General features: G+C 41.4%; 20 protein-coding genes. 16 read left to right on the top strand and 4 right to left on the bottom strand.

Annotated features, from left to right (window positions below):
• Positions 1-32: 32 nt before the first annotated feature.
• A complete protein-coding gene (locus GTU69_RS02375; protein WP_166167624.1) occupies positions 33-593 on the bottom strand; it encodes a YcxB family protein in 561 nt (186 codons plus the stop codon).
• 85 nt (positions 594-678) lie between these two features.
• Positions 679-2,853 carry a YccS family putative transporter gene (yccS, locus tag GTU69_RS02370; protein ID WP_166167621.1) on the bottom strand — a complete coding sequence of 725 codons (2,175 nt, stop codon included), beginning with the start codon at positions 2,851-2,853 and terminating at the stop codon, positions 679-681.
• 135 nt (positions 2,854-2,988) lie between these two features.
• Here yccS and GTU69_RS02365 point away from each other — a divergent pair, with 135 nt between their 5' ends.
• The 9 genes from GTU69_RS02365 (at position 2,989) to GTU69_RS02325 (ending at position 12,450) form a co-directional block, all read left to right on the top strand.
• Positions 2,989-4,206, top strand: coding sequence for a multidrug effflux MFS transporter (locus tag GTU69_RS02365; protein WP_166167618.1), 1,218 nt, complete (start codon positions 2,989-2,991; stop codon positions 4,204-4,206).
• 648 nt (positions 4,207-4,854) lie between these two features.
• Complete coding sequence (locus GTU69_RS02360) at positions 4,855-6,138, top strand: DcaP family trimeric outer membrane transporter (RefSeq protein ID WP_166167615.1); 1,284 nt, start codon at positions 4,855-4,857, stop codon at positions 6,136-6,138.
• A 320-nt stretch (positions 6,139-6,458) separates the two neighbouring features.
• Positions 6,459-7,451, top strand: a complete 993-nt coding sequence (locus GTU69_RS02355; RefSeq protein ID WP_166167612.1) for a patatin-like phospholipase family protein — start codon at positions 6,459-6,461, stop codon at positions 7,449-7,451.
• A 315-nt stretch (positions 7,452-7,766) separates the two neighbouring features.
• A complete protein-coding gene (locus tag GTU69_RS02350; RefSeq protein ID WP_171263187.1) occupies positions 7,767-7,964 on the top strand; it encodes a hypothetical protein in 198 nt (65 codons plus the stop codon).
• A 365-nt stretch (positions 7,965-8,329) separates the two neighbouring features.
• Positions 8,330-8,851, top strand: coding sequence for an acyl-CoA thioesterase (locus GTU69_RS02345; RefSeq protein ID WP_086174788.1), 522 nt, complete (start codon positions 8,330-8,332; stop codon positions 8,849-8,851).
• 146 nt (positions 8,852-8,997) lie between these two features.
• Positions 8,998-9,561 (top strand): TetR/AcrR family transcriptional regulator, encoded by a 564-nt coding sequence (locus tag GTU69_RS02340; RefSeq protein WP_086195969.1) that lies wholly within the window; start codon positions 8,998-9,000, stop codon positions 9,559-9,561.
• Between the two features lie 27 nt (positions 9,562-9,588).
• Entirely contained in the window at positions 9,589-10,782 is a 1,194-nt protein-coding gene (locus GTU69_RS02335; protein WP_166167609.1) for an MFS transporter, read from the top strand.
• Between the two features lie 15 nt (positions 10,783-10,797).
• Positions 10,798-11,691, top strand: a complete 894-nt coding sequence (hcaR, locus tag GTU69_RS02330; RefSeq protein ID WP_166167606.1) for a DNA-binding transcriptional regulator HcaR — start codon at positions 10,798-10,800, stop codon at positions 11,689-11,691.
• A gap of 144 nt (positions 11,692-11,835) precedes the next feature.
• Positions 11,836-12,450: a glutathione S-transferase family protein gene (locus tag GTU69_RS02325; protein WP_166167854.1), complete on the top strand. Its 615-nt coding sequence runs from the start codon at positions 11,836-11,838 to the stop codon at positions 12,448-12,450.
• Positions 12,451-12,851: 401 nt separating this feature from the next.
• Here the strand turns inward: GTU69_RS02325 and GTU69_RS02320 are convergent, their stop codons facing one another.
• Positions 12,852-14,459: a bifunctional 3-(3-hydroxy-phenyl)propionate/3-hydroxycinnamic acid hydroxylase gene (locus tag GTU69_RS02320; RefSeq protein ID WP_166167603.1), complete on the bottom strand. Its 1,608-nt coding sequence runs from the start codon at positions 14,457-14,459 to the stop codon at positions 12,852-12,854.
• A 478-nt stretch (positions 14,460-14,937) separates the two neighbouring features.
• Here GTU69_RS02320 and GTU69_RS02315 point away from each other — a divergent pair, with 478 nt between their 5' ends.
• The 7 genes from GTU69_RS02315 to pgaD all read left to right on the top strand — a co-directional run bounded on the left by GTU69_RS02315 (position 14,938) and on the right by pgaD (position 23,246).
• Positions 14,938-15,948, top strand: coding sequence for a GTP-binding protein (locus GTU69_RS02315; RefSeq protein WP_166167600.1), 1,011 nt, complete (start codon positions 14,938-14,940; stop codon positions 15,946-15,948).
• Positions 15,949-16,011: 63 nt separating this feature from the next.
• Positions 16,012-16,542, top strand: coding sequence for a YaeQ family protein (locus tag GTU69_RS02310; RefSeq protein ID WP_166167597.1), 531 nt, complete (start codon positions 16,012-16,014; stop codon positions 16,540-16,542).
• 386 nt (positions 16,543-16,928) lie between these two features.
• On the top strand, positions 16,929-17,267 hold the full coding sequence (locus GTU69_RS02300; RefSeq protein WP_166167594.1) for an FKBP-type peptidyl-prolyl cis-trans isomerase: 339 nt from the start codon (positions 16,929-16,931) through the stop codon (positions 17,265-17,267).
• Positions 17,268-17,397: 130 nt separating this feature from the next.
• On the top strand, positions 17,398-19,269 hold the full coding sequence (locus GTU69_RS02295) for a diguanylate cyclase (protein WP_166167852.1): 1,872 nt from the start codon (positions 17,398-17,400) through the stop codon (positions 19,267-19,269).
• A gap of 275 nt (positions 19,270-19,544) precedes the next feature.
• Positions 19,545-21,539: a poly-beta-1,6-N-acetyl-D-glucosamine N-deacetylase PgaB gene (gene pgaB / locus GTU69_RS02290; RefSeq protein WP_166167591.1), complete on the top strand. Its 1,995-nt coding sequence runs from the start codon at positions 19,545-19,547 to the stop codon at positions 21,537-21,539.
• Between the two features lie 11 nt (positions 21,540-21,550).
• Positions 21,551-22,843 (top strand): poly-beta-1,6-N-acetyl-D-glucosamine synthase, encoded by a 1,293-nt coding sequence (gene pgaC / locus GTU69_RS02285; RefSeq protein ID WP_166167588.1) that lies wholly within the window; start codon positions 21,551-21,553, stop codon positions 22,841-22,843.
• Positions 22,833-23,246 carry a poly-beta-1,6-N-acetyl-D-glucosamine biosynthesis protein PgaD gene (gene pgaD, locus GTU69_RS02280; RefSeq protein WP_166167585.1) on the top strand — a complete coding sequence of 138 codons (414 nt, stop codon included), beginning with the start codon at positions 22,833-22,835 and terminating at the stop codon, positions 23,244-23,246. The genes pgaC and pgaD overlap by 11 nt, the downstream gene beginning before the upstream one ends.
• Before the next feature lie 79 nt (positions 23,247-23,325).
• On the opposite strand, the gene GTU69_RS02275 is transcribed toward pgaD, so the two are convergent.
• Positions 23,326-24,276: a DMT family transporter gene (locus tag GTU69_RS02275; RefSeq protein WP_166167582.1), complete on the bottom strand. Its 951-nt coding sequence runs from the start codon at positions 24,274-24,276 to the stop codon at positions 23,326-23,328.
• Between the last annotated feature and the right edge of the window lie 2 nt (positions 24,277-24,278).

The raw sequence follows: 24,278 nt of genomic DNA, 5'->3' as shown, positions 1-24,278 counted from the left end.
GAGGTTTTTTAATATCTAGCTTGCAGTAGCCTTTAAATCTGTTTTGCTTCGCCCACAGTTTCATTCAAGTGCTTGCGGATAGTATTGAAAGAAAAATTCTTTGAATCCATACGCTTTGGCAAGATATAAGCACCTTGTTGACCTTTAACCTTGAAGTTAATCAACATAAAGTCAGGGGTATTATACCACTCATAAATATCTTTCCAGCCAATGGCACCGACACCTTCCTGTGCACCCATTTGCTGACGCATGATAATGCCGTGCGGCTGTACGCCCAAACGGATACCTTTAATTTCCTGTACCGGAAATTCATTCATCTTGCGTTTTACATACCATTCCAGACCGAATTTACGGATCAGGAAATATGCAAGCACACAGACCAAAGCCACCCAGCAGAAAATGGTGGAATAGTTTTTCAGCAAGATGATACCGACAATGGAAAGTAGGGCAACAGCTGCCATGATGATCCAGGCTTTGGTACCGATTTTATTGGTGCTACGCCAGATGGCAAGTTGCGCTTGACGTTGTTCAGCCTCAGAAATTTCATAGTTCACAGGCTGTAAGGTATAAGCGTATAAATTTTTCGCGGTCATAATGAAAATAACAAATTTAGAACTGTAAAAAGTTTAGCATTATTTATACCAATTCAGTGAGTATATTGTTCCAAAATCATCCTATTTATAATGAGGCTAATTCGGTGGCTTTTTCATCACGGTCATGGCTTAGACTTTGCTTTAAACGACTGAGCTGATTCAGAATACTGAGCATCAATGATAATTGCTGCAACACAATCAGAGATTTTTGATCCTCTTCATTATTTTGGCTTAAGCGTTGGCGTATGGTATTCAGCATATTTTGTGCCGTCAGGTCGGGCACTTCATCTTTTAGCAATGCCCCTTGAATGTCGTCCAGCGCTTGATCGAGGAGCTGCAAGACTTCCTGATCTGCAATTTTTTCACGATGTGCACCCAGTGCAGCAATATAGCTGAGCAGGGTGTGATTCAAGCACAAAAATTCAAAAGCCTGGCTTTTTTGTGTCGGATCAAAATCAGGTTCTGTGGCTAGGGTCGAAATCAGTGAGGCTACATCTGCATCGTTATTATGCGCAGCACGACGTACCACACGATATTTCAAACCGTTATTACGTCCATTTTTGTACTGCTCAATCACTTCGGTCAAATATTCACATTGAGCGTTGAGTGAACGCCGGATATTGCGCGGTAAACGACGGAATTTCCAGTCGGGGAAGATAAAACTTACCCCAAACCAGGCCAAGGCACAGCCAATCAAGGTATCAATCATGCGCGGGAGGGCTGCGGCAAAACCCAGTCCATCGAGGTTAAAGTTAATTAATGCCAAAATCGTGATAAAGGCGGTGGCCTGTGCATATTGCTTACTGCGTAATTCAAAGAACAGTACACCACTTAAAATTAGCAATAATAATTGACCTTCGATCGAAGGAATAAAATACAAAATTGCATAGCCGAGAATAATGCCGACCAAGGTGCCAACAATCCGTAAACGTAGGCGACGTTTGGTGGCGTTAAAATTGGGTTGGCTGACAAAAAGCGCGGTTAATAGAATCCAGTAGCCATATTGAATCTGGGTAACCTGGACAAAAATATAACCAATAAACAAGACAATAGAGACACGAATTGCATGTCTAAACAGCACCGACTCTGGCGTTAAATGCTGTTTGATCCGAATCACAATATCATCCCAGCCTTTGAGATCATCATCTTTTAGCTGGTTTTCAATATGTTTACTTTTATCTAACTTAATATGCCGCTCTGTTTCTACGTTGCGAAGCTGGGCATCAATCGACTTTAAATTTTGATAAAGAGAAAATAAGGCATTGACCCAAACCTGATCGTATTGCTGCTCGGCACGGAGTTTTTCCAAGGATATTTTTAAGTTGGCAAAGGCATGTTTAAAGCGCTTGTTATGCTGATAGGTTTCACGATTTAAAATACTGTGACCCAAGTCTTTACAGGCCTTACCCTGAATAGAAAGAATGCGTTGAAAGCGAAATAAAATGTCACTATGTTCAAAAACTTTGACCAGTTTTTGATAATCAATATGCGCTGAATCTGCACGTTCATGGATATCCTGAGCCACAAAATAATATTGCAGGCTGCGACGGGTATCTTTTTGTCCGCGGTCACCTTTTAATCGGGTTAACAGGGCAGTTTTCATTTCATTGAAAATACCGACCAGTTTGCCATTTTCCAAAGACAGCTCAATCATGCTTTGCTGATAACTTTCTGGCGTCATGTCAACATCAAACAGGTTCGATTTTGCAAACAGAAAGTCCCCCAGTGATGAATAGCACTGGGACAGTTTGTCCTGAACCTGGCGAACTGGAAATAACAGAAAACTGATGGTAGAAAGCAGGCCATACCACATTGCACCGGCAACCAGCAGCCCAGCCTGCATATACCATTGATCAAACAGTCCAACCCCCAGCATTGAATAGACTGAAATGACCAGACAGCCATAGGAAATAGTCGCATAACGCCGACCCAATGAGCCGAGCAGAATCCAGCCAATGCAGGACACAATTAGCCCTATGGCAAATAAAACGGGATGAGGAAATAAAAAATAAATCGAGGCGGCGGTAATAAAGAAACCGATGTAAGTATAAATCAGGTTCATGATCCGCACTGAAAAGCGGTCATCGATATCGCTTAAACCAGCAGCCACTACCCCTAAGGTCAAGGGAATGGTAAAAAGCTGTTGTCCCATAAAATAGGGCACAAAGGCAGTACCTGCAAATGCAATAATCATGCGCAGGTTATACATGAAGGTGGTGTTGTAAGTCGCTTGTTTAAGACGCGTCAGCCAAGATTTCAAGTTATGTCCTAATCACTAAAGGATGTATGCATCAGGGAATGAAATTATGTGAAATTTCATTTTCAATCCTTAAAATAATACTATGTACAGTGTAAGCTTGTCTTTAAAGCCCCCATTTAAAAATTGAATATCGTTATGTCTGTACAGCAATCTACACGGCAGTATTCCACAGCATGGATCATGCTGCTGGCTTTATTGACCTCACTTGGCCCACTTTCTATTGATATGTACCTGCCAGCCTTGCCGCAAATGGCACAGGATTTTGGCGTCAGTACGCAAATGGTAGCCAATACTTTACCGGCTTATTTTTTGGGACTGGCTTTAGGGCAGCTGATTTATGGACCTTTGAGCGACCGGATTGGGCGCAAAACGCCACTGTATTTTGGATTAACCCTGTATGTTGTTGCGAGCCTGCTGTGTATTTTTGCCAGCAATGAATGGAGCTTAATTGCTGCAAGGATTTTACAGGCTGTCGGAGGCTGCGTCGGGGTGGTGATTGCCCGGGCTGCCATTCGTGACCGTCTGGATATGCAGGCTTCTGCACAGGCCTTTGCCAGCATGATGATTGTGATGGGGATTGCGCCGATTGTCGCGCCGAGTGTCGGGGCAATGGTATTGACGTTCTTTAGCTGGCATGCAGTCTTTGTCTTTTTAACCTTGATCGGACTGATCTGTTTATTCTGTGTGCACTTTTTCTTTAAAGAGAGTTTGCCACCTGAACGCCGTTTAAAGCTGAATGTTGCTCAGATTATCCAGTTGTACGGTAGTATTTTTAAAGACCCGAGTTTTAAATGGCCAATGCTGGCTGGTTGTTTTTCTGGCGGCATTTTATTTTGTTATATCAGTTCATCTGCTGCTGTGCTGATGGATCATTATGGATTAGCGCAACAGCAATTTGCTTATGCTTTTGGGCTGAATGCCTTTGGTATCATGCTGTTATCTGCGCTCAATAAAAGACTTGGCCAGCAATTTTCGGTCCTGAGTCGCCTGAAAATAGGCGGTATCATCCAGTTGCTTGGAGTCAGCATTTTATTTAGTGCAGGTTTAATCGGTCATAGTCCCTTATGGCTGGTATTGATTGGCATGTTCTGGGCAGTGGCAGGAATAGGTTTTACGGGTCCCAATGCGATGGCTTTGGCCATGTCGGAACAGGGTGCGCAAGCGGGAACAGCCAGTGCCATTATGGGAAGTATGCAGTTTGCCTGTGGTTTGCTCGGCGGCGTGATTTTAAATTTTCTGATGTGGAATTCACTGCTCAATATGGGAATTCTGATGTTGATCTTTGTGGCTGTGACTTTGCTTGCAATTCTGCAGCTCAGCAGACAATTGCAGGATAAAAGTTTAAATATTTAAATATCTGCATAGCAAAACAGACCTTTAAACTTATTCGTGCTAAAGGTCTGCTTGAATTCAAGCTATTTATTTATCCATAAACGCGGCAATATCCATTTTTCCGGATAACTAGGCAAAGGTTTTCTTAAGGTGCCCGGCTTGCTACTGTTAAAATGTTTTAATGATTTATGGATCAACCTGTCTGATACAAAAAGCTCGTACCGCATGGCGGGCATTATGGCATCGTTTACATGCTGAAATGAGCTGTAAATTTATAAAAATGTCTTTTGAAATGAGTTTTTTAGCGCTGGATAGTTATATACATTAGTCGAATGTCTGGTTGTTTGGCTTTAGGATGAATTTTTCTAAGTATAAGAATATCCAAATTATTTTTTTATTAGATCTGAAAATGAGATTATTTTTCAATCAATGTTCGGGAAAACTGATTTTAATAAAGTCTGAAAATTGCTAGATTTAGCAGGATATGTGGATGTCACATATTTGTAATATTATAATATTTTAAGTTTTTTACTGTACTCAGAAGCTGAAAATGCAATGGTTTTTTAAGCTTATTAATTTTTGAAGGGTATTTTTTCATAGATTTATTGGGTTTTTAAAAAATCACTGAATGCATGGAATGCGAAATTTAACAAATCGGAGATTTTAAGAATGAGTCAATTACGTAACGGTAAATTTATTGCTAAAGGTTTAGCATTGGCAGTTACAGCAGTCATGGTTAGTACAGCACATGCCGGCACAGCTGAACAAAAACAAATTCAACAATTACGTCAAGAAGTTGAAGCATTAAAATCTTTAATTCAACAACAACAGCAAGTGCAGCAACAGCAACAAACTCAAATTGAGCAAGTCAAGGCACAGCCTGTTCAACTTGCAGCAGCACCTGCAGCGAAGTCTGAATCAGCATTAACTGGCTTTAAAACTAAAGCGGGCGCCAGTGTAAACCTATACGGTTTTGTTCGTGGTGATGCTAACTATATTATTGAAGGTGCAGATAACGATTTTAACTCTGTTCACAAGAGTGAGGGTGAAGCAGAAGATAAATTACGTGCTACCGGAAAAATGAGTCGTTTAGGACTGGATTTCTCAGCGCCAGTGGGCGATGCAAAAGTTGGCGGTAAAGTTGAAGTTGACTTTGCAAGTAATGACAATAGCAAGTCAGAAAACTTACGTCTTCGTCATGCTTATTTGACTTATAATGACTGGTTATTTGGTCAAACGACTTCTAACTTCTTGTCAAGTCATGCACCAGAAATGATCGACTTGAATACCAACGTAGGTGGTGGTACAGCACGTGTTCCACAAGTACGTTATGGTCTTAAACTGGCTCCTGCTACCCAATTATTCTTGTCTGCAGAAGAAGGGGATAGTGCAGGAACAGGCATTAAATATAGCGTACCTAACTTAACGGCTAAATTGGTTCAAGGTTTTGCAGATGGTAAAGGAAATGCATCTGCCCGTGCTTTAGTGGAAAATTATAAATCTGCAGACGATAGCGCAGTGGCTTGGGGCTTGGCAGCTGGTGCTTCTTATGCAGTGACTGAGCAGTTAAAGTTAAATGGTGATGTTTCGTATTCTCAGGGCAATAGCAATTATTTATATGGTGCTAATTCAGCTTATGTGCTTGATGGTAATAATATTGAGCAAAATGAATTTACTGCTGCCCAAGTCGGTGCAACCTATAAAATTTCACCTAAATTACGTTCGACTTTAGCGTATGGCGCTTTGTTTGCAGATGATGGCACTAAATATGCTAAATCTGCATTGAGTACAAATGCGAATGAAAAAGTACAACAAGCGTGGATTAACGTTATCTATTCACCAGCTGCACCAATTGATTTAGGGGTGGAATATATCAATGGTAAGCGTGAAACATTTGCTGGTCAGTCATTCAAAGATAACCGTGTAGGTTTGATGGCTAAATATAATTTCTAATTCAAAACTGGAAATTTAAAAAGAGGCGACTGGTTCGCCTCTTTTTTTATTTGAAAAATTATTTTTCATCTCCAGTTAATACCTAAGTGATCTCATTCGTATGAGAATCATCAGCCGTGATTTTATGGGTAAACGCCGGCTATAAAAAAGGTCAAAAGATGAGATAATATTAAGAGGAAGGCGGCAAATATATGAGCCCTGATCTTTTAAAAACTGAGAGCTTTTAAGGATAACTTTACGAAAGAATACAGTGTTACACATAGATCGTTCTTAAAATATACGCCTTTTTGCGAACAGCTTTATTTATCTTTAGGTGGTTCATGAACAATATCAAATTTAGTTTTATTGTTTTGGCAGTATTGGGGTTGGGAGCCTGTCAAACGGTTGCCCAACCTAAGCTTACTGTTGGTTCGACAGGACTATCAGAGCCACCTGCTGCAGATGCTCAAGTTCGGGCAGAGCGTATTAATTTTAAAAAACTCAAACAGCAGGAAAACCGTCCTATCGTTGCCTTGGTACTGGGCAGTGGTGGCGCTCGTGGCTATGCTCATATCGGGGTCATTCAGGTACTGGAGCAGCAAGGAATACACCCGGATTTGATTGTAGGCACCAGTGCGGGCAGTATTGTGGGTTCAATTTATGCCAGTGGTAAAACAGCAGAAGAGCTGCGTGATATTGCTTTAAGCATGAAAGCCAATGATGTGCGTGATGTAAAGCTGGGCATGAAAGGCTTTTTTGATGGCCAAAAAGTTGAAAATTATGTCAATCAGCAAGTCAACAATACGCCCTTAGAAGCATTAAAAATCCCGATGTATGTAGTCGCAACGGAATTAAAACAAGGCAAAAAAGTCGTCTTTAACTATGGTAATACCGGACAGGCGGTACGCGCTTCCGTGTCTATTCCAAGCATGTTTATTCCGACCAAAATTGGTGCGGATGAATATGTGGATGGCGGTCTGGTGAGCCCGGTACCTGTAGGCGTGGCACGCGATTTGGGGGCGGATATTGTGATTGCTGTGGATATTCTGGCGCAACCCATGCATACCGAAACCAGTAATGTTTGGGGAATGTTCAATCAAAATATTAATATCATGCAGAGCCGTTTAGCTGAAGAAGAGTTAAAGCATGCAGATATTGTGATTCAGCCAGATTTAAGGGAAAAAGGGCATATATTTGATGTAAAAGGTCGTGCAATGACCATGCAAGCCGGAATAGATGCAACAGAAAGTCAGTTAAATGAAATTACCACTTTATTGAAACAGAAGCATTATCCATTTGGTCATACCATTCAGCAATTAAGCGCACAGGATTAAGTCCTTCAATTAATTGCAATGATGAAACCGAATCCCTAAGAGTCTCAGATTCATTATTGCAATGCTGTTAGGTTTTAGTCTGTCGTCATTTGGGTTTTGAGGGATAATCAATCAAGATGAATGGAATTCAACTGTAAAGATAAACTAATCAATTGATATTATTCAATAAAATCAACTAAGTGATGAAAGCTTTTGTATTATACAATTTTTATATAATATTTGTTTGTTCAATGATTTAAGTTTACCAGTAAATAAAAATTCTCTACACTGGGGTTTATTAAAGTCATAAAAGCATATTTCTGTAAGGATAGTTAAATGCATAACAGTAGTATGAACATAGAAAAATTTGCCATAGGTCAAAAAGTTAAAATGGCGAGTATGGAAAATCTGGTATTTACCGTGATTTCAGAAAATACTGATGGTACCTATAGTGTTGAGACCCAGCTCGACCAGCAAAATGTATTGAGCTATGGCAATATTTCCAAAGAAATGCTGCGCAATGTAACACCTTGATATTAGTTTAAGCTGAGATTTGACTGGTCTGATATGAGACGTTAGAGACTAGCAGTGTGCCCAAATGGATTTAAATTTTGTTTGATTCATGGGTATTCAAGTAATAATCACACGATATGTTTTAAAATACATAGCCATCTTTTTGTAATTTAATTTTTAGAACAAATATTCTATTAAAATCAGACTATAAGAAAAATGTTTATATCTCAGTGAGTTGGTAAAATTGATATATATTTTTTTGAATGATACCAAAATCACTATAAATAATAATGATGGGTTTATTGGCAATTTCGACATTTTATTTCATAGAAAAACGATATAATCATTCCTTATACTATTGTCTGTAAAAGAGTCTAGAGAACGCGATGTCCCCATTAGATCAAATTGCTCCAGCATTAGATGACCAGTCTGAATTAACCATGACAGTTTTAATGACTCCTGATATGGCGAACTTTTCAGGAAATGTTCATGGCGGAACAATTTTAAAATTACTGGATCAGGTTGCATACGCATGTGCTAGCCGTTATTCAGGCAGTTATGTGGTGACTTTGTCGGTGGATAAAGTAAATTTCAAAGAACCGATTCATGTGGGTGAACTCGTTACTTTTCTTGCCAGTGTCAACCATGTCGGTCGTACCTCAATGGAAATCGGGATTCGCGTAGAAGCGCAGAACATTCAAAAACGTACCGTACGTCATACCAATAGTTGTTACTTCACTATGGTAGCTGTAGATGAAAATGGTCAACCGAAACAGATTCCGCCATTGAAGCTGGACAATGACTGGAAACGTTGCCGTTTTGAGGCTGCTGAACATCGTAAAGTGGCGCGCTTGCAAGAAAGCCATCATCCTTCATGCAGTATTTATAAAAAAACCTCGCAATGCTAATGCTGTATTAAAACAGACGGAACGCTGATGTTAAAAAGACTGCTTTAAAGCAGTCTTTTTTGATTTTAACGGGGAGATTGGAACTATACAGCAGGCAAAAATTAGCCTAATATAAAACGATACGTATCGTTTCGTTTTGGTGGTGAATGACTGAGCTAGAAAAAACTTCGCGTCGCAAGCAATGTATTTTGCAGGCAGTGACTGCTGCATTGGAAGATGAGGATTACAGTCATTTAACTGTTGAAGATATTGCTGCACGGGCAGGGGTAGGAAAGTCGACCATTTATCGCTGGTGGAAGCATAAATCTGATCTGGTCTTTGATGCCTTTAAAGAGCACACCGCTTCGGTCTTTGATCTGGATTTCGAGCAGAGCCTGGAAGTTAATCTGAACCAGCAGCTGTTAAAATTGTCACTCGCGCTAAATCATCCGTTAGGGCGAGCTTTATTGGTGGTGATGGCCGAGCATCGTGAAGCAGCCGGTGAGTTTTTCAGGCTGTATTTATTACCGCGTCGTGAGCAAACACGCAAGTTGATTCAACTTGCCATAGAGCGTAATGAAATTATTGCCGATTATCCATTTGAACTGATGCTGGATACGCTGTATGGGCCGATTCATTATCAGATTATTTTCTTTAATTGCATGCCAGATGAAACTTACATACACAATCTTGTACGTTTGGTGATGCAACCTGTTCTGGTTCAAAAGTAGCACCAGGCTACCGCTAAGTTGGTCATTATGTCTGCAACAAACACTGAGCGTCTATGGAATCGCTCGTTTATATTATGTCTATGCAATAACCTGTTTTTATTTACCTATTATTATGCCTTATTAACTGTCTTGCCGATTTATATCATGAAGGATCTAGGCGGGACGGTGAAGGAAGCAGGTTTGGCACTGACCCTATTTCTGGTTTCTTCAATTGCGGTTCGTCCATTTTCCGGACTGATTGTGGAAAAATTAGGCAAAAAAATAGCCTTCCGCGGCTCGGAATTGCTGTTTGTACTGTTTGCTTTTAGCTATTTATTTGCCGACAGTATGTGGGCTTTATTGTTGATCCGTTTTATTCATGGCATCTGGTTTAGCATATTAACCACGGTCACCGTGCCCATAGCAAATGATTTTATTCCAGATCGGCGTAAGGGCGAGGGCATGGGCTATTTTGTCATGTCGACCAATCTTGCCGTGGTATTTGGGCCTTTAATTGCCTTGACCGTGCTGCAGTTTACTGATTTTAAGATGCTATTTGCACTATTAACCGCTGTGATCAGTCTGGGTTTTATTTTTTGTTTAATCATTCCGGTACAACAGCAAGACAAGGTTGCCTTCACGGCTGAGACTCAAGAAAAAAACCGTCTGGGTTGGCATGACATTATTGAAACACGTGCTATACCGATTGGCTTTGTTGCCTTGCTGACTGCATTTGCCTATTCCAGCATTATGAGTTTCATTACCGCTTATAGCGAATCTAAAGCCCTGCTCGCGTATACCAGCTTATTTTTTATTGTATTCGCCATTTCCATGATTGTAGTGCGGCCGTGGGTAGGCAAAATTTATGACCGTAAAGGTGCCAGTGCAGTCATTTATCCTTCCTTTATTTTCTTTGCCATAGGCCTGGTCGTGGTCAGTTTTATCTCCAATCAATGGCTGCTCTGGTTATCTGCTATATTTATTGGCATTGGTTATGGCTCACTGTTTCCATGTTTTCAAACCATTGCTATTCAGTCTGTGCCAAAACAGCGTATGGGGCATGCAATTTCCACATTCTTTACCCTGTTTGATTTGGGCATGGCAATCGGCTCAGTCATTTTGGGATTGATGATTGCCTATTATGGTTATCAACTGAGTTATTTATTCTGTGCTGTAATTACTGTGCTGACTTTATTTGTTTATAAATACACAGTTTCGGCATCACTGAAGCAACCTAAATAAAGAGAGGTCCGGCACGTGGAATTACGTCATTTACGCTATTTTGTTGCAGTTGCACAAGAACTGAATTTTACTAAGGCGGCACAGCGCATGTGTACGGTGCAACCATCTTTGAGCCAGCAGATTAAAGATCTGGAACATGAGGTGGGTGTTCAGTTATTGGTTCGATCCAACCGTAAAGTTGAGTTGACTGAAGCGGGAAAAGTATTTCTGAAAGAAGCGCTGCTGAGTTTGGAGCATGCAGAAAAGGCGATTGATGCTGCGCGGAAAATTGCCAACCTGAGCAAAGACCAGTTGAATATTGGCTTTGTCCCTGTGGCAGAAATGAAAATTTTTCCCTATATCATGCCGAATATACGGGCTCATTTTCCCGACATCAAAATCAACTTTCATAGCCTGATCGATGCCAACCAGCTGAAGGCCTTAAAAAAAGGTGATATTGACATTGCCTTTACCCGCTATGTCGATGAATCGGATGAACTGGAACACGTACAGATTTTTAGTGAGCCTCTGGCTTTAATCGTGCCAAAGGATTCACCGATTGCCGAGCAGCGTCATATTAGTATCAAGAGTTTTAATCATCAGGATTTTGTCATTAGTGACGAAGATGCCTCACCTCAGTTGTACAAAATTATTACCGATTTCTTTAAGCAATCTAAACTGGATGTCAACGTCGTACAGCACTCGACCAATATTCTGTTAAATGTCAATTTAGTCGGCATGGGGGTGGGCTGGAGCCTGGTACCGGCTTATGTGATCCCATTATTGGGCGATAAAATTATCGTGAAAAATACTATTGAGCCTTTACCGATGATTAACCTGTATGCCAGTTATCGTAAAGGGCAAAAAAATGAGCTGATTGAACTGATTTTAAAAATATTGAAAGAACAGTTTTATATGGGTTTTTTTTAAAATAACTGTTTGATATCACACGATGCTTTTAAAGCGATAAAAAGCATCGTTAACGAGTGAATGTATCGCATAATCATCAGCAACAAATAATCAAAGCGCTTTATACTTAAAAATTAGAATAACAACAGAGGTCGAATTAAAATGATGAAGCTGTATAACAATCCCCAGTCGCGTGGCATGACCGTGATGCTTTTATTAAAAGAGCTGGGTATAGAAAACCAGATTGAAGAGATAAACGTGCCCTATGAAAATATGCATCAGGCTGAATATTTAACTATTAATCCCATGGGAAAAGTCCCCTGTCTGGTCGATCAGGGCGTAGTGATTTCTGAAGTTGCGGCCATATTTACTTATCTGGCAGATAAATATAGGGAAAAAGGTTTGGCACCCACCCTGGATGACCCCAAGCGAGGTGCCTATCTGAAATGGATGTTCTTTGCGCATGGTCCTTTGACTGAGTTTATGGATTTAAAAGGGCTAGGCGTATCGGACGAGAAAATTGAGCAAAGAAAACGAAGCCTGACTTTTGGTCATGAAGAGAGCGTATTGGCATTGCTAAAAAAGGGTATGCAAGAAGCAAATCCATATTTGCTGGGTGATAAAATTTCAGCAGCAGATCTATTTCTGGGGTACTGGGTGATTTTTGCCATCTCTCTCAAAATATTGCCTTATCTGGATGAATTCAAACCGTTTATTCAGCTTTTGGCACAGCGTGATTCCATGAAAGGTGTACCATGGCTGCAGAAAATAAATACTTAAATAATAGATATCTTTCATAAATCAAAAATATTCACTATTAGATTTTTTTAAATCAGCATGGCCTCATTTGATTGATTTAATTTTTTACCTTCGCGTAGGCAATATTTCTACTTTTGAAAGGTCAAAAGTAGACAAAAACCTTTTGTTTCCCATACACGACTTCCTTGTCGTGATGGGAAACGTGTGGCATCCATGCCACACTCATGAATCTGATATTGACTAAAATCTATTTTTTAATTTTGGTTTTACGAACAATTTTTAGTTTCTAAAATGATGTATGGAAGAAGTCTAATAATTGACCTTAAATTTAAAGATTTATATGGGTGAAAAATAAAAAAGACCACGCTTTCGCGTGGTCAGGCCTCTGAATATGATTCAGTAAATGTATTTTTATATCTGTATTATTTTACATGCAGCTTTTTAAACAGCTGTTGGCTCACGTGATCCAGCGTTTGTGGAATCGCTAGGGCCGCCACAAAACGGTCAGGACGTAGAATTACCACCGATTCTGAAGTTTTACCAAACCAGCTGCGAATATCGGTTCCGATATCGCCAATGGTAATCACGCCATCAATGTTCTTGCGGTTTTCATTGCCAAACTGAACTTCAGGAATGACCTGAATAAATTTGACACCTAATTTTTTCCAGACTTGCATGGTGGTATCCGAGATGCCCCATTGAGGATCGACTCCCCAAGCAATGATCGCAAAGTCGTTGCCAATCACCTCATCCAGTAAAACTTGTTCACCCGACTCAAGTTTCACTTGCGGCTGAATAAACATCTTGCCGACCGGAGATTCTTTCTTGCCGTCTGCCAGCAAAGCACCGTCATGATATTTTGGCATCGGTTTAAAACGCATTTCAAGCAAATACTGTTTAATTGGCTTGATGTAATTCAATGCATAGGCAATACCGTCACGCACGAAACCTTGCCATTTTTTCGGTGGCGCAAGTACATGACCTGCCATCACTGAAAGATCAATCATGGCTTTAGCATGGTCTTTGCGTTCAATCTGGTAAGAATCCAGCAGGTCTGGAGTCGCCTTGCCCTGAACAACCAATGCCACTTTCCAAGCCAGATTAAAGGCATCGCGCATACCGCTGTTATAACCCTGACCTTGCCATACTGGCATAATATGTGCAGCATCACCGGCAAGCAAAATACGGTCAACACGGAATTTATCAGCAATACGTGCATTGTGAGTATAGACACGCTGGCGGATCACTTCGATATTTTCAGCATTCGGCAATACTTTAGACAGCAATTTAGCAATATTTTCCGGTTTGCTTAACTCTTCTTGAGTTTCACCTGGCATCACCATGAATTCGAAACGGCGAATACCATGAGGCAGGGCAGCCGATACATACGGACGTACCGGGTCGCAGCATAGATAAATATGCGGTGTTGCCAAAGGATCATTTTCAATATCGATTACAATCCATTGGTTTGGTGCGGTTTTACCATCAAAACCAATATTTAAAGTACGACGTACAATTGAGTTACCGCCATCACATGCAATTAAATATTTTGCCTGAATAATTTCTTCTTTCTGGTTTTTATCTTGAATCTTAAGCGTTACGCCGTTGGCATCTTGGCTAAATTCGCTCAGTTGACGTGAAAACAGTACTTGAGTGTTTTCATATTGCTTTAAGCCTTGCAGCAAGACATTATCGACCTGAGGCTGAATAAAAGCATTACGGCGTGAGAAACCGAATTCACGAGTCAGTGGCTGAATGTCAGCAAAACAGCGACCTTTAGGCGTCAAGAAACGCATGGCATGATTTGGTGTGGTATGCGGTAAAACTTGATTCACTAAGCCAAGTGACTGAATAGTACGCAATGCTTCATCATCAATACCAATGGCACGCGGGTAATCAATCAAACTGTCCAGTTGTTCGATTACTGTGACCTGAATGCCTTGTTTACTTAAATAGTTCGCAATAGTCAAACCCACAGGGCCTGCGCCCAAGATTGCCACTTCAGTGGTGTAATTTGTTTTGTTGCTCATAGCGAATGCCCATTCAATCAATTCACATTTAAGCGTATTAACGGTGAATTTGAGGGTCTAAACAAGCTATGCCATAGTAGATATGTTGAATGAAAACAAAACAGCGGAAATACATATAATTATTTAAGATATTGAAAATAAATAATTATTTAGATTGTCTACTATATGGTTTTTGGGGTTAATGATCATTTTTTTCTATCATATATAAATATTTGCTAAACATAAAAAGCGCAAGGGTTTACCTCATTTCGCTTTTTGACTTAATCCTGCTTTGGATACAACAGCATGGAGTGAATGATTTACAGTGAGATTTTAAAAACGTCAAAAAATAAAATTGAATGATGACGGATTCAAAATAAACTGGATGCTTTACTATGCAGTACGGAAAAAATTAAAGTGAGCATCCTCATGATCCGTATGGGTGGGTGAGTTGTGCTTACTGGTGAACTGATTATATCTATCTGAAAGCGAGTTGATTTTGAAACTGATTTCTCCTACTCAAGCGGTACCGACTCATATTATTTCTGGTTTTTTAGGGGCTGGAAAAACCACCTTGCTTCAACATTTGCTCAGTCAAAAGCCAGAAAATGAGGTCTGGGCGGTGTTGATGAACGAGTTTGGGCAAATTGGGGTCGATCAGCAGCTGTTACCGCAGACCCAAGGCTATGAAGTGAAAGAGCTGTTGGGCGGTTGTCTGTGCTGTAGCAGCCAGTTACCGATGCAGATTGCCTTGTCGCGATTATTGTCAGAAAGCAAACCGGACCGGTTGTTTATCGAGCCCACAGGTTTGGGGCATCCTGCACAATTGCTGGAACAGCTGACCGAACCGCACTGGCAGCCAAGTATTGCCATGCGGGCACTGGTAACTGTAGTTGATGGTTCGCGTTTGCATGATGGTGATTGGAGCAAACAGAACCTATATGCCGATCAGTTAAAAGCAGCACAAATCATTGTGGTGTCCCATGCGGATACTATGAGTTTTGCAGATGATCAGGCTTTGCAGGCATTAAAGCATGAATATCAGGCTTATCAGCAAACATGGCTGATGAGCGGGCAAGATAAAATTCCTCTGCAACAAATTGACCTGCCTTATGTGGGAACCAGACGTAAAATTCAGCCTTTATTGAAACTTCAGAAAACACTTACTGCTGGCCAAGCGCTACCTGAAATTAAACAGTTGCCTTATCACTATGTTGAAACTGCGCAAGGCTATAGTGTAGCGGGGTGGAAATTGCCCAAGCGCTGGCAATTCGACTTTTATGCCTTGCTGGATTTATTGTGTGAACAGCAACAGTGGCTGCGGATTAAAGGGATTTTTAATACCAATCAGGGCTGGAAAACCTTCAATTTTAATCCCGAGCAGTTTAACTATCAGTCTGCAGAAGAAGGCGTGGATAACCGTATTGAAATTATTGTGCAGCATCCGCATGACTGGCAGTTATTTGAACAGCAACTGTTTCAGTGCCAGATTAATCCAGATCAGGATTAAAAAACATTTCAGCAAAATATGCCCAAATCTTATATGCTAGGCGCCAAATTTGAGGACTCTTTTATGGCGCTAAAAGCAACAATTTATAAGGCAGATTTGAATATTGCCAATATGGATGACCATCAATATGGTGATTATCAACTCACTATGGCTTTGCATCCTTCAGAAACCATTGAACGCTTGATGGTACGTATTTTGGCTTATGCGTGTTTTGCCGATGAAGCTCTGGAATTTACCAAAGACCTGTTTGAAACTAATGAGCCGGCGTTATGGCAAAAAGACCTGACCGGCCAACTGATTAAATGGATTGAAGTGGGCTGTCCGGATGAAGATAAGGTGAAAAAGGCCAGTGCGCGTTGTAAGCAGGTGGCTGTGGTTACTTATGGCTCAGCTGTAGATGAATGGTACAAACGCAACAGCAAATTAAAAACCTTAAGCAATGTAGAAGTGTGGAAACTCTCTACTGCGACTACTGATGCCTTGCCACAATTATGCGAGCGTACTATGCAGTTACAGCTAAATGTTATGGATGGTGAATGGACCTTGATTGGGGATCATGCTCAAGTCGTGGTGGAGTGGGAACAATTACAATAAATAGATACAGGTTGCAGGTCTAGGCTTGCATCCTGATCACAAAATTGCCTATACCTGAAAACAATAAAAATGAATCAAAGGAAAACAATTGAGGCAATTATTGGTGCAGAGCGAGAATATCGTAGCAAATCGGCCGGCCTTTGAACCATGATTATGGTCATCTGAGTTCCTGCCAATATTCTGACCGGGCTGGATTTGTTGGGGAAGGGGGGGATTTTTAAGGATGAAAATCATAAAAAATTGACGGCTTATTTATTGAATGATTCGAATATCCAGGAACTCTGCTTTTAAGTATAGAAATCCGATCCCCTTAAATTCTAAAGCATGCAGCCAAATCCGGTTATACTAGGCATTGAAAAATTGCTGCTCAGTTTAGGTAAATGATCATGATAAATGAATTAGAAATTATCGATTTAAAAGTAGGTGAAGGTAAAGAAGCGGTGAAAGGTGCGCTGATTACGACTCATTACACAGGCTGGCTGGAAGATGGAACCAAGTTCGATTCATCTATTGACCGTGGCAACTACTTTGAAACCGTGATTGGTACTGGTCGTGTGATTAAAGGCTGGGATCAGGGCATTATGGGCATGAAAGTCGGTGGTAAACGTAAATTAATGGTGCCTGCACACCTGGCTTATGGTGAACGTAAAATGGATAAAATCATTCCTGCAAACTCCAATCTTATTTTTGAAATAGAGTTGTTTGATGTAAAAACACGTGATTAAGTTCGCCTTGATTATCGGTTAAAAAATATTCTGCAAGAGACAAGGATGAATCTTGTAGATAGGTGAAAAATAGTTTGAATTTTATTTTTTTACCGCTACATTAAGAAATAGCTAAGCGTATTTAAGGATGATTCGCTTTTTGTATAAAATTCAGAAATTAATTCATTTTTTAAAACTTTTTCTAGCAATATGTCTATGCATTGGTCTGGGGCAGAAGCAGGTCTGGGCACTTTATGAAGCCGCACCTGAATCTTATTATTTACATCAAAAATTCTTGAATGATGTTCAGTTTACTGAAGATAGCTCTACGCCTCTTAAGGGGACATGGCAGTATTATCCTGAGCAATTCATCACGCAACCCAGTTCCGTTTTAAAATCGACTAGCGTAACTTTGCCAGTCTCTTTTAAAGAAATCACTGGAACTAACCAGACTTATGGCACATTTATTGGCCATTTTAAAATACCCAAGCAATTTGTAGGGCGCCGTATAGCCATTTTTATTCCCAATCAATATGGGGCTTATAAAATGTTCTTGAATGGTGATTTTATACTGCGTTTAGGAGAAGTTGGAAAAGACCCAAGCCATCATCAAACGGAAAATGCACCTAAAATTGCCTTTTTTGTGGTGGAAAAAGAGTATTTCACCATCACCATTCAGGCATCCAATTTTGATCCTCAGCATGGTGGTCTTGAAAATCCGATGCGGATAGGCATAGGTACAACCATTGGTCGCCAGTTCCAGCAGATGATGATGAGTATTGGCCTGGTGTGTGGAGCAGTCTTGGGTATTGGAATGTTTACCTTAATGTTTTCAGTATTCCAGGGGGTGATTAATCGCAGCAGTATCCGGGTTTTTGTGTTTGGTGTTTTTATCCTGTTTCTGGCCTTACATAATTTATTTTCAGCCCCTTATGCCTATACTACCTTTACCAATATCAGCTGGTTATGGGGAGAGCGTTTAGAATATCTGTTTACTTATCTGGCAGTCACTTTTTTTATCAGTTATATGTTTTTACTCAGTCGGCGTTATATGCATCCGATTGTTTACAGTGTGGCAATGTGCGTACTGATCATGGATATGATGGTGACCTTGTTTACTGTGCCTGAAGTGTTTCAGCGTTTTGCCTTTTATAGTTGGGTCATCAGCCCGATTGTTATTGTAAATTTTGGCTATGGTTTTTATCTGACCCTGAAATCAAAAGAGCAATATTCCAGTGTCAATGTATGGGCGATAATTTTATTATGTGTGACCTTTTTTCATGATTTCTTGTTGACCTTAAATTTACTCGATTCATTTAATCTTTCATTTATTTCAACCAGTTTCTATGCCTTGCTGATTATGTTTCAGCAGTCAAAAAACTATGCACAGCATACCTCGCATATTGAGCAATTAAATAATAACTTACTTGAGCTGAATAGTTCTCTGGATCATAAAGTACAGGAGCGCACTTCACAATTACATCAACTGAACCAGAAGCTAGAGCGACAAATTCAAATAGATGCATTAACCGGGGCTTTTAACCGGCGGGCTTTAAATGCTGAAATTCAGCGATTATTTACCCTGACACAAAATCATACCCATTATAGTCTGGCATTTGCCATGTTAGATGTGGATTATTTTAAAAACTATAATGATTACTATGGGCATTTGAAGGGGGATGTAATTTTGCAAGACCTGGTCAAGCTGATCCAGCAGGCCTTGCCTGAATCTGCTTATGTTGCCCGCTACGGTGGGGAAGAGTTTGCCATTATTTTGCATAATATTCCGAGTCAAGTGGTATTGAATGTGTTGCAGCAGGTTTTAAATGCAGTCAGAGATGCTCAATTTGAACATTTAAACCGGCCGGATCAAAAACAGTATGTGACTTTAAGTATGGGGGTGGCATGGATGGATCGAAATCATCCTTATAGTGATATTCATGAACTGATGAAAGCTGCCGATATCCAGCTTTATGCAGCCAAGGATGCCGGACGGGATCAATATCAGCCCTCTGGAACTTAGTTTAAATTTTGTGGATATTTAACCTTTTTTTAGCTCTTTTGACTAAAATAAAAAGCAGGTATGCCAGTTAAAGTATGATGATCTTGATCACAGTTCCTCTATTTTTAAACGTTTCATTTTCAAAAAAATTATTATTTTTTAAGCTTCATTTCAGCTTGATTGGATAAAAAGACAGATTCAGAGTTCTGAACGTCGTAAATCATGAAAAGGGTAGTTTTCTATTGATCAATGATGCTACGTGTTCAGAGCATAAAATGTTTTTTGAGCACCATTCAATGAAGACTCGCTTGCTGTCCACCTTGCTTTCTGCTTCTCTTTCCGCCGTTTTATGTCAGATGCCTCATTTAGCCTGGAGTAAAACACTACCATCCAGCAATCCCACCCTCACGGTGATTGGATACCATGAAATTACCGATCGTCAATCGGCATTGATTCCTGACTATTCGGTAACGACGCAGCAGTTTCAGCAACATATTAGCTGGCTTAAAAATAACGGTTTTCATTTTATTAATGTTGATCAGCTGATTAAAGCGCACGAAGGGAAATATCGCTTGCCGAGCAAACCGGTTTTATTAACGGTGGATGATGGCTATGCATCATTTTATAAAAGTGCCTATCCGGTGACCAAAGCCAATAAAATTCCCGTGGTGCTGGCGGTCGTGGGTTCATGGCTAGAGCCTAAAGCAGGTCAAAGCGTTGACTTTTCAGGTGAGAAAATTCAGCGTAGTCAAATGTTGTCCTGGGCTGAATTGAAAGAGATGCAGGACAGTGGTCTGGTCGAAATTGCCAGTCATAGCTATAACCTGCATCGCGGCATCTTAGGCAATCCGCAGGGCAATATGGAACCGGCGGCAGTGACACTGTTATACGATCCTAAATCTGCCAGTTATGAAACCGAACGTCGTTATCAGCAACGGATTACAGGTGACTTAAAGCAGAATAACCAGTTATTGACTGCACATGGTTTGAAATCACCTCGTGTGATGGTTTGGCCCTATGGTCACTATAATATGCAAACCGTAAAAATTGCCAAACAGTTAGGTATGCCGGTAGCCATTAGTCTGGACGATGGTGCAGATTCGGCTAAAGATTCATTGGGGCAGCTCAACCGTATTCTGATTGAAGGCAATATGACCACGGCAGATTTGGCTCAGGAAATTCAAAATCGCCAGCAACATTTAAGCGACAATAACCGTCCGCAAAAAATCATGCATATCGATCTGGATTACATTTACGACAAAGATCCTATTCAGCAGGAACGTAATTTAGATCACTTGCTTGACCGGATTGTGGCGATGAAAGTCAATACCGTATATCTGCAAGCCTTTTCCGATCCGGATGCCAATGGTTCTGCGGATATGGTGTATTTCCCGAACCATTATTTGCCCATGCGTGCCGACCTGTTTAACCGCGCTGCCTGGCAAATTCAAACCCGTACACAAGTCAGCCGGGTCTATGCCTGGATGCCATTACTGGCCTGGGAATTACCAAAAGATAACCCGGTGTCTAAAGATGTGGTGGTGACCCAGCAAGCCGATGATTCTAACCATCTGAATATGGGCTATCATCGTTTAAGTCCTTTTTCTGCCGATGCGCGTAAAACCATTGCCGGTATTTATCAGGATCTGGCCAAATCAGTGCCATTTAACGGCATTTTATTTCACGATGACACCACTTTATCGGACTATGAAGATGCCAGTCCTGATGCTTTAAAAGCCTATGCTGCGATAGGCTTACCCACCGATCTGGCCAAAATCCGTAATAACGATGCCGAGCTGGAAAAATGGACCGGATTTAAAACCAGATATATTGATGACTTTGCCATGCAACTGGCGCAAGAAGTCCGTCAGTATCATCCATTCTTGCTGACTGCACGCAATTTATATGCCCAGGTTGCCCTGCGTCCTTATGCGGAAAACTGGTATTCACAGTCTCTGGAACAGTCGATCAACCGTTATGATTTCACTGCGATCATGGCAATGCCCTATATGGAGCAAGCTGCAGATCAGGATGCTTTTTACCGGGACATTGTCAATCGCGTGAAGCAATATCCGAATGGCATGAAGAAAACTGTCTTTGAATTGCAGTCAGTGAACTGGCGAACCAATCAACGCGTTCCTTCCGATGAAATAGCCAGAACCATTGAGTCTTTATATACCCAAGGTGTGATGCATGAAGCGTATTATCCGGATGATCCGATTCAGGACTATCCAGATACAGGCGTGTTACGCAAAGCCTTTGATATGAAATCCAGCAAACTTATTCCTTAAAGGAATTCCATATGTCAACGCTGCAGCATTTTTGGCATTCTGCATTGCACTTTGTTTTTTATTATCCATTATTTATGTCGTATTTATGGATGATCGGTGCACTGATTTTCTACTGGAAAGAACGACAGGATCCGCCGTATCAGCAGCCTGAGGCATTACCTGATTATCCTAAGGTGGCTGTACTGGTACCTTGTTTTAACGAAGGTGATAATGCCGAAGAAACATTGGGTCATGCACTGGCGCTGGATTATCCAAATTTTGAGGTCATTGCGATCAATGATGGCAGTTCCGATAACACCGCAGCCGTGTTAAACCGTCTGGCAGACCGGTATGAAAAATTGCGTGTGGTACATTTGGCGCATAATCAGGGCAAAGCCATGGCCTTGCAGGCCGGCAGCTTGCTCACCGATGCAGAATATTTGCTCGGCATTGATGGTGATGCTTTGCTTGATCCGCATGCGGCGACCTGGATGTTACGGCATTTTCTGCAGGATGAAACCGTGGCTGCGGTCACCGGTAATCCGCGAATTCGTACCCGTTCGACTTTGATTGGACGTATTCAGGTGGGAGAATTTTCCTCCATAGTGGGCATGATTAAACGGGCACAACGCAGTTTTGGTCGGCTGTTTACCGTTTCTGGCGTGATTACTGCCTTTCGTAAAAGTGCCGTGCATGAAGTCGGCTACTGGTCACCCGACATGCTGACCGAAGATATCGACATTACCTGGAAGCTGCAACGTGCAGGCTGGAATATTCAATTCGAACCGAATGCCTTGGTCTGGATTTTAATGCCGGAAACATTCAAGGGTTTGTGGAAACAGCGGCTACGCTGGGCCATGGGCGGGGCACAGGTGCTGATTAAAAATATAGATGTGCTGTTTCAACCGAAACTGAATTTTTTATGGCCGCTGCTGTGTGAGCTGGTGCTGACTTTGGTATGGTCTTATTTGATGTTGTTTATGGCCGTCCTCTGGTTAATCCATTTTGTGGTTCCATTGGGCATATCGGGCATTAGTTCACCATTTTTACCCTATGGCACCGGCATGCTTTTGGGCGTGACCTGCCTGTTGCAGTTTGCGATCAGCAAATGGATGGACAGCCGTTATGAACCTTCGCTAGGCAAAAATTACTTCTGGATGATCTGGTATCCCTTTGTATTCTGGCTGATCACCCTGACGGCCAGTATCGTGGCATTTCCTAAAGTATTGTTACGCGGCAATGGCCAGCGCGCACGCTGGGTCAGTCCAGACCGTGGGATGCGTAATTCCAAACTCAATAATGAAGAAGTCATCCATGAAAAATAATCCTTTAATTATTGATTTACGTCATTGCTTGCCATGGCATAAACGTTATGCATCACATACCTCTACCGCTATGATGTGGGCGATATGGCTGTTGTTATGGCGACCGTTGTTGATTGTGCTGGGGATTGTGAGCCTGCAAAAACAGCATGTGTTGCATCAGCTTTTTTCTGCCTTTGGTTTGGGCATTGAACATGGCGTGAGTGCATTATTGGCCTGTGCTGTGGGCTTGCTGCTATGGTCGAATTTTGTTCCTGCAAAAACAGTAAAGACAAGCTCTGCCAAAAATATTGCCGATTATGGACAGCATTTTGGTTTGGCTGTTGAAGAAATCGAACAGGGACGCCAGCAAAAGGTCAGCGTGGTTCATCATGATGAACACGGCAAAATCATTCATATTGAATAACAGATTTTTATCTGTACCCAAAACCAAGAAAATCCCGGGTCGGCATCCAGCCCGGGATTTTTCTATTTTATTTTATCTGCTATTTGCCCGGTACGCGCAACGCATAGCAGGCTAAACCCATACACAGTAACAGCAGCCCTAGGATGAAATGTGAGCTGAGCAGTTCGTGATTAAGCCATTTGCCCCACAGTGTAGCCAGTACGGGGCAAATGATGTTCATCAGCATCAGTGTAGTGGGCTTGACTTTGTTCAGCAGCTGATAATAAAAAATCATTGCCAGTACAGATGAAAATACTGCGCTATAGACAATTGCGATAGCGGTATCTAACGATGGCAGCTCATCTGGCATGTCGGAGGAGAAAAAGGGCAGCAAGCTACAATAACCCAGCCATGACATGAGGGTAGCACCGGTCATCTGACTGATCGGATGGATATTTGCAGCAACCGCATGCACAGCAAATGCAGAAAATACATACAAAAGCATGGCCACGATTTCCAAACCAATGCCAAATCTATCCAATAACAGGTTTTGCTCGTTTAAGCCCAGTGCAAAATATAAGCCCAACATACCCAATAGCAAGCCCAACCATTGATAGGCACTAAACTTTTCACTGCGAAAAATATAAATGGCCACTAAACCCGAGACAAAGGGAGCACTACCATAAATGATTGAAATCACCGTGGAAGGTACCCTGGAGGCGCCCATATAGCAGAAGGCCATGGAGGCAAACAGGCCGAGAGCACCCGCGGCATAGCTGAGCAAAGCTTGCGGGTGCACCGGTACTTTGACCTTGAAGTAGGCCTGACAGGCTAGTGCAATCGGTATGGCCAAGCTAAACCGGATAAATAAACCCCACGCCCAATGAATTTCATGCACTGTCCAGACTGCTGAAAGCGGAGTGAGTGACCAAATCAGCACAACAGTAATAAATTGACCGGCTGTAGCAAAGCGTGAGTTTTGGCTAAAAGGGGCTACAACCGGTTTGGACAGTGGTGTGGGGAATCCATTTTTATTAATTGGATGATTCATCA

This window comes from Acinetobacter sp. SA01 (assembly GCF_011319235.1).
Classification (GTDB): Bacteria; Pseudomonadota; Gammaproteobacteria; order Pseudomonadales; family Moraxellaceae; genus Acinetobacter.
Note: the sequence above shows the minus strand (reverse complement) of the source record. Positions and strands in the feature narration are given on the sequence as shown.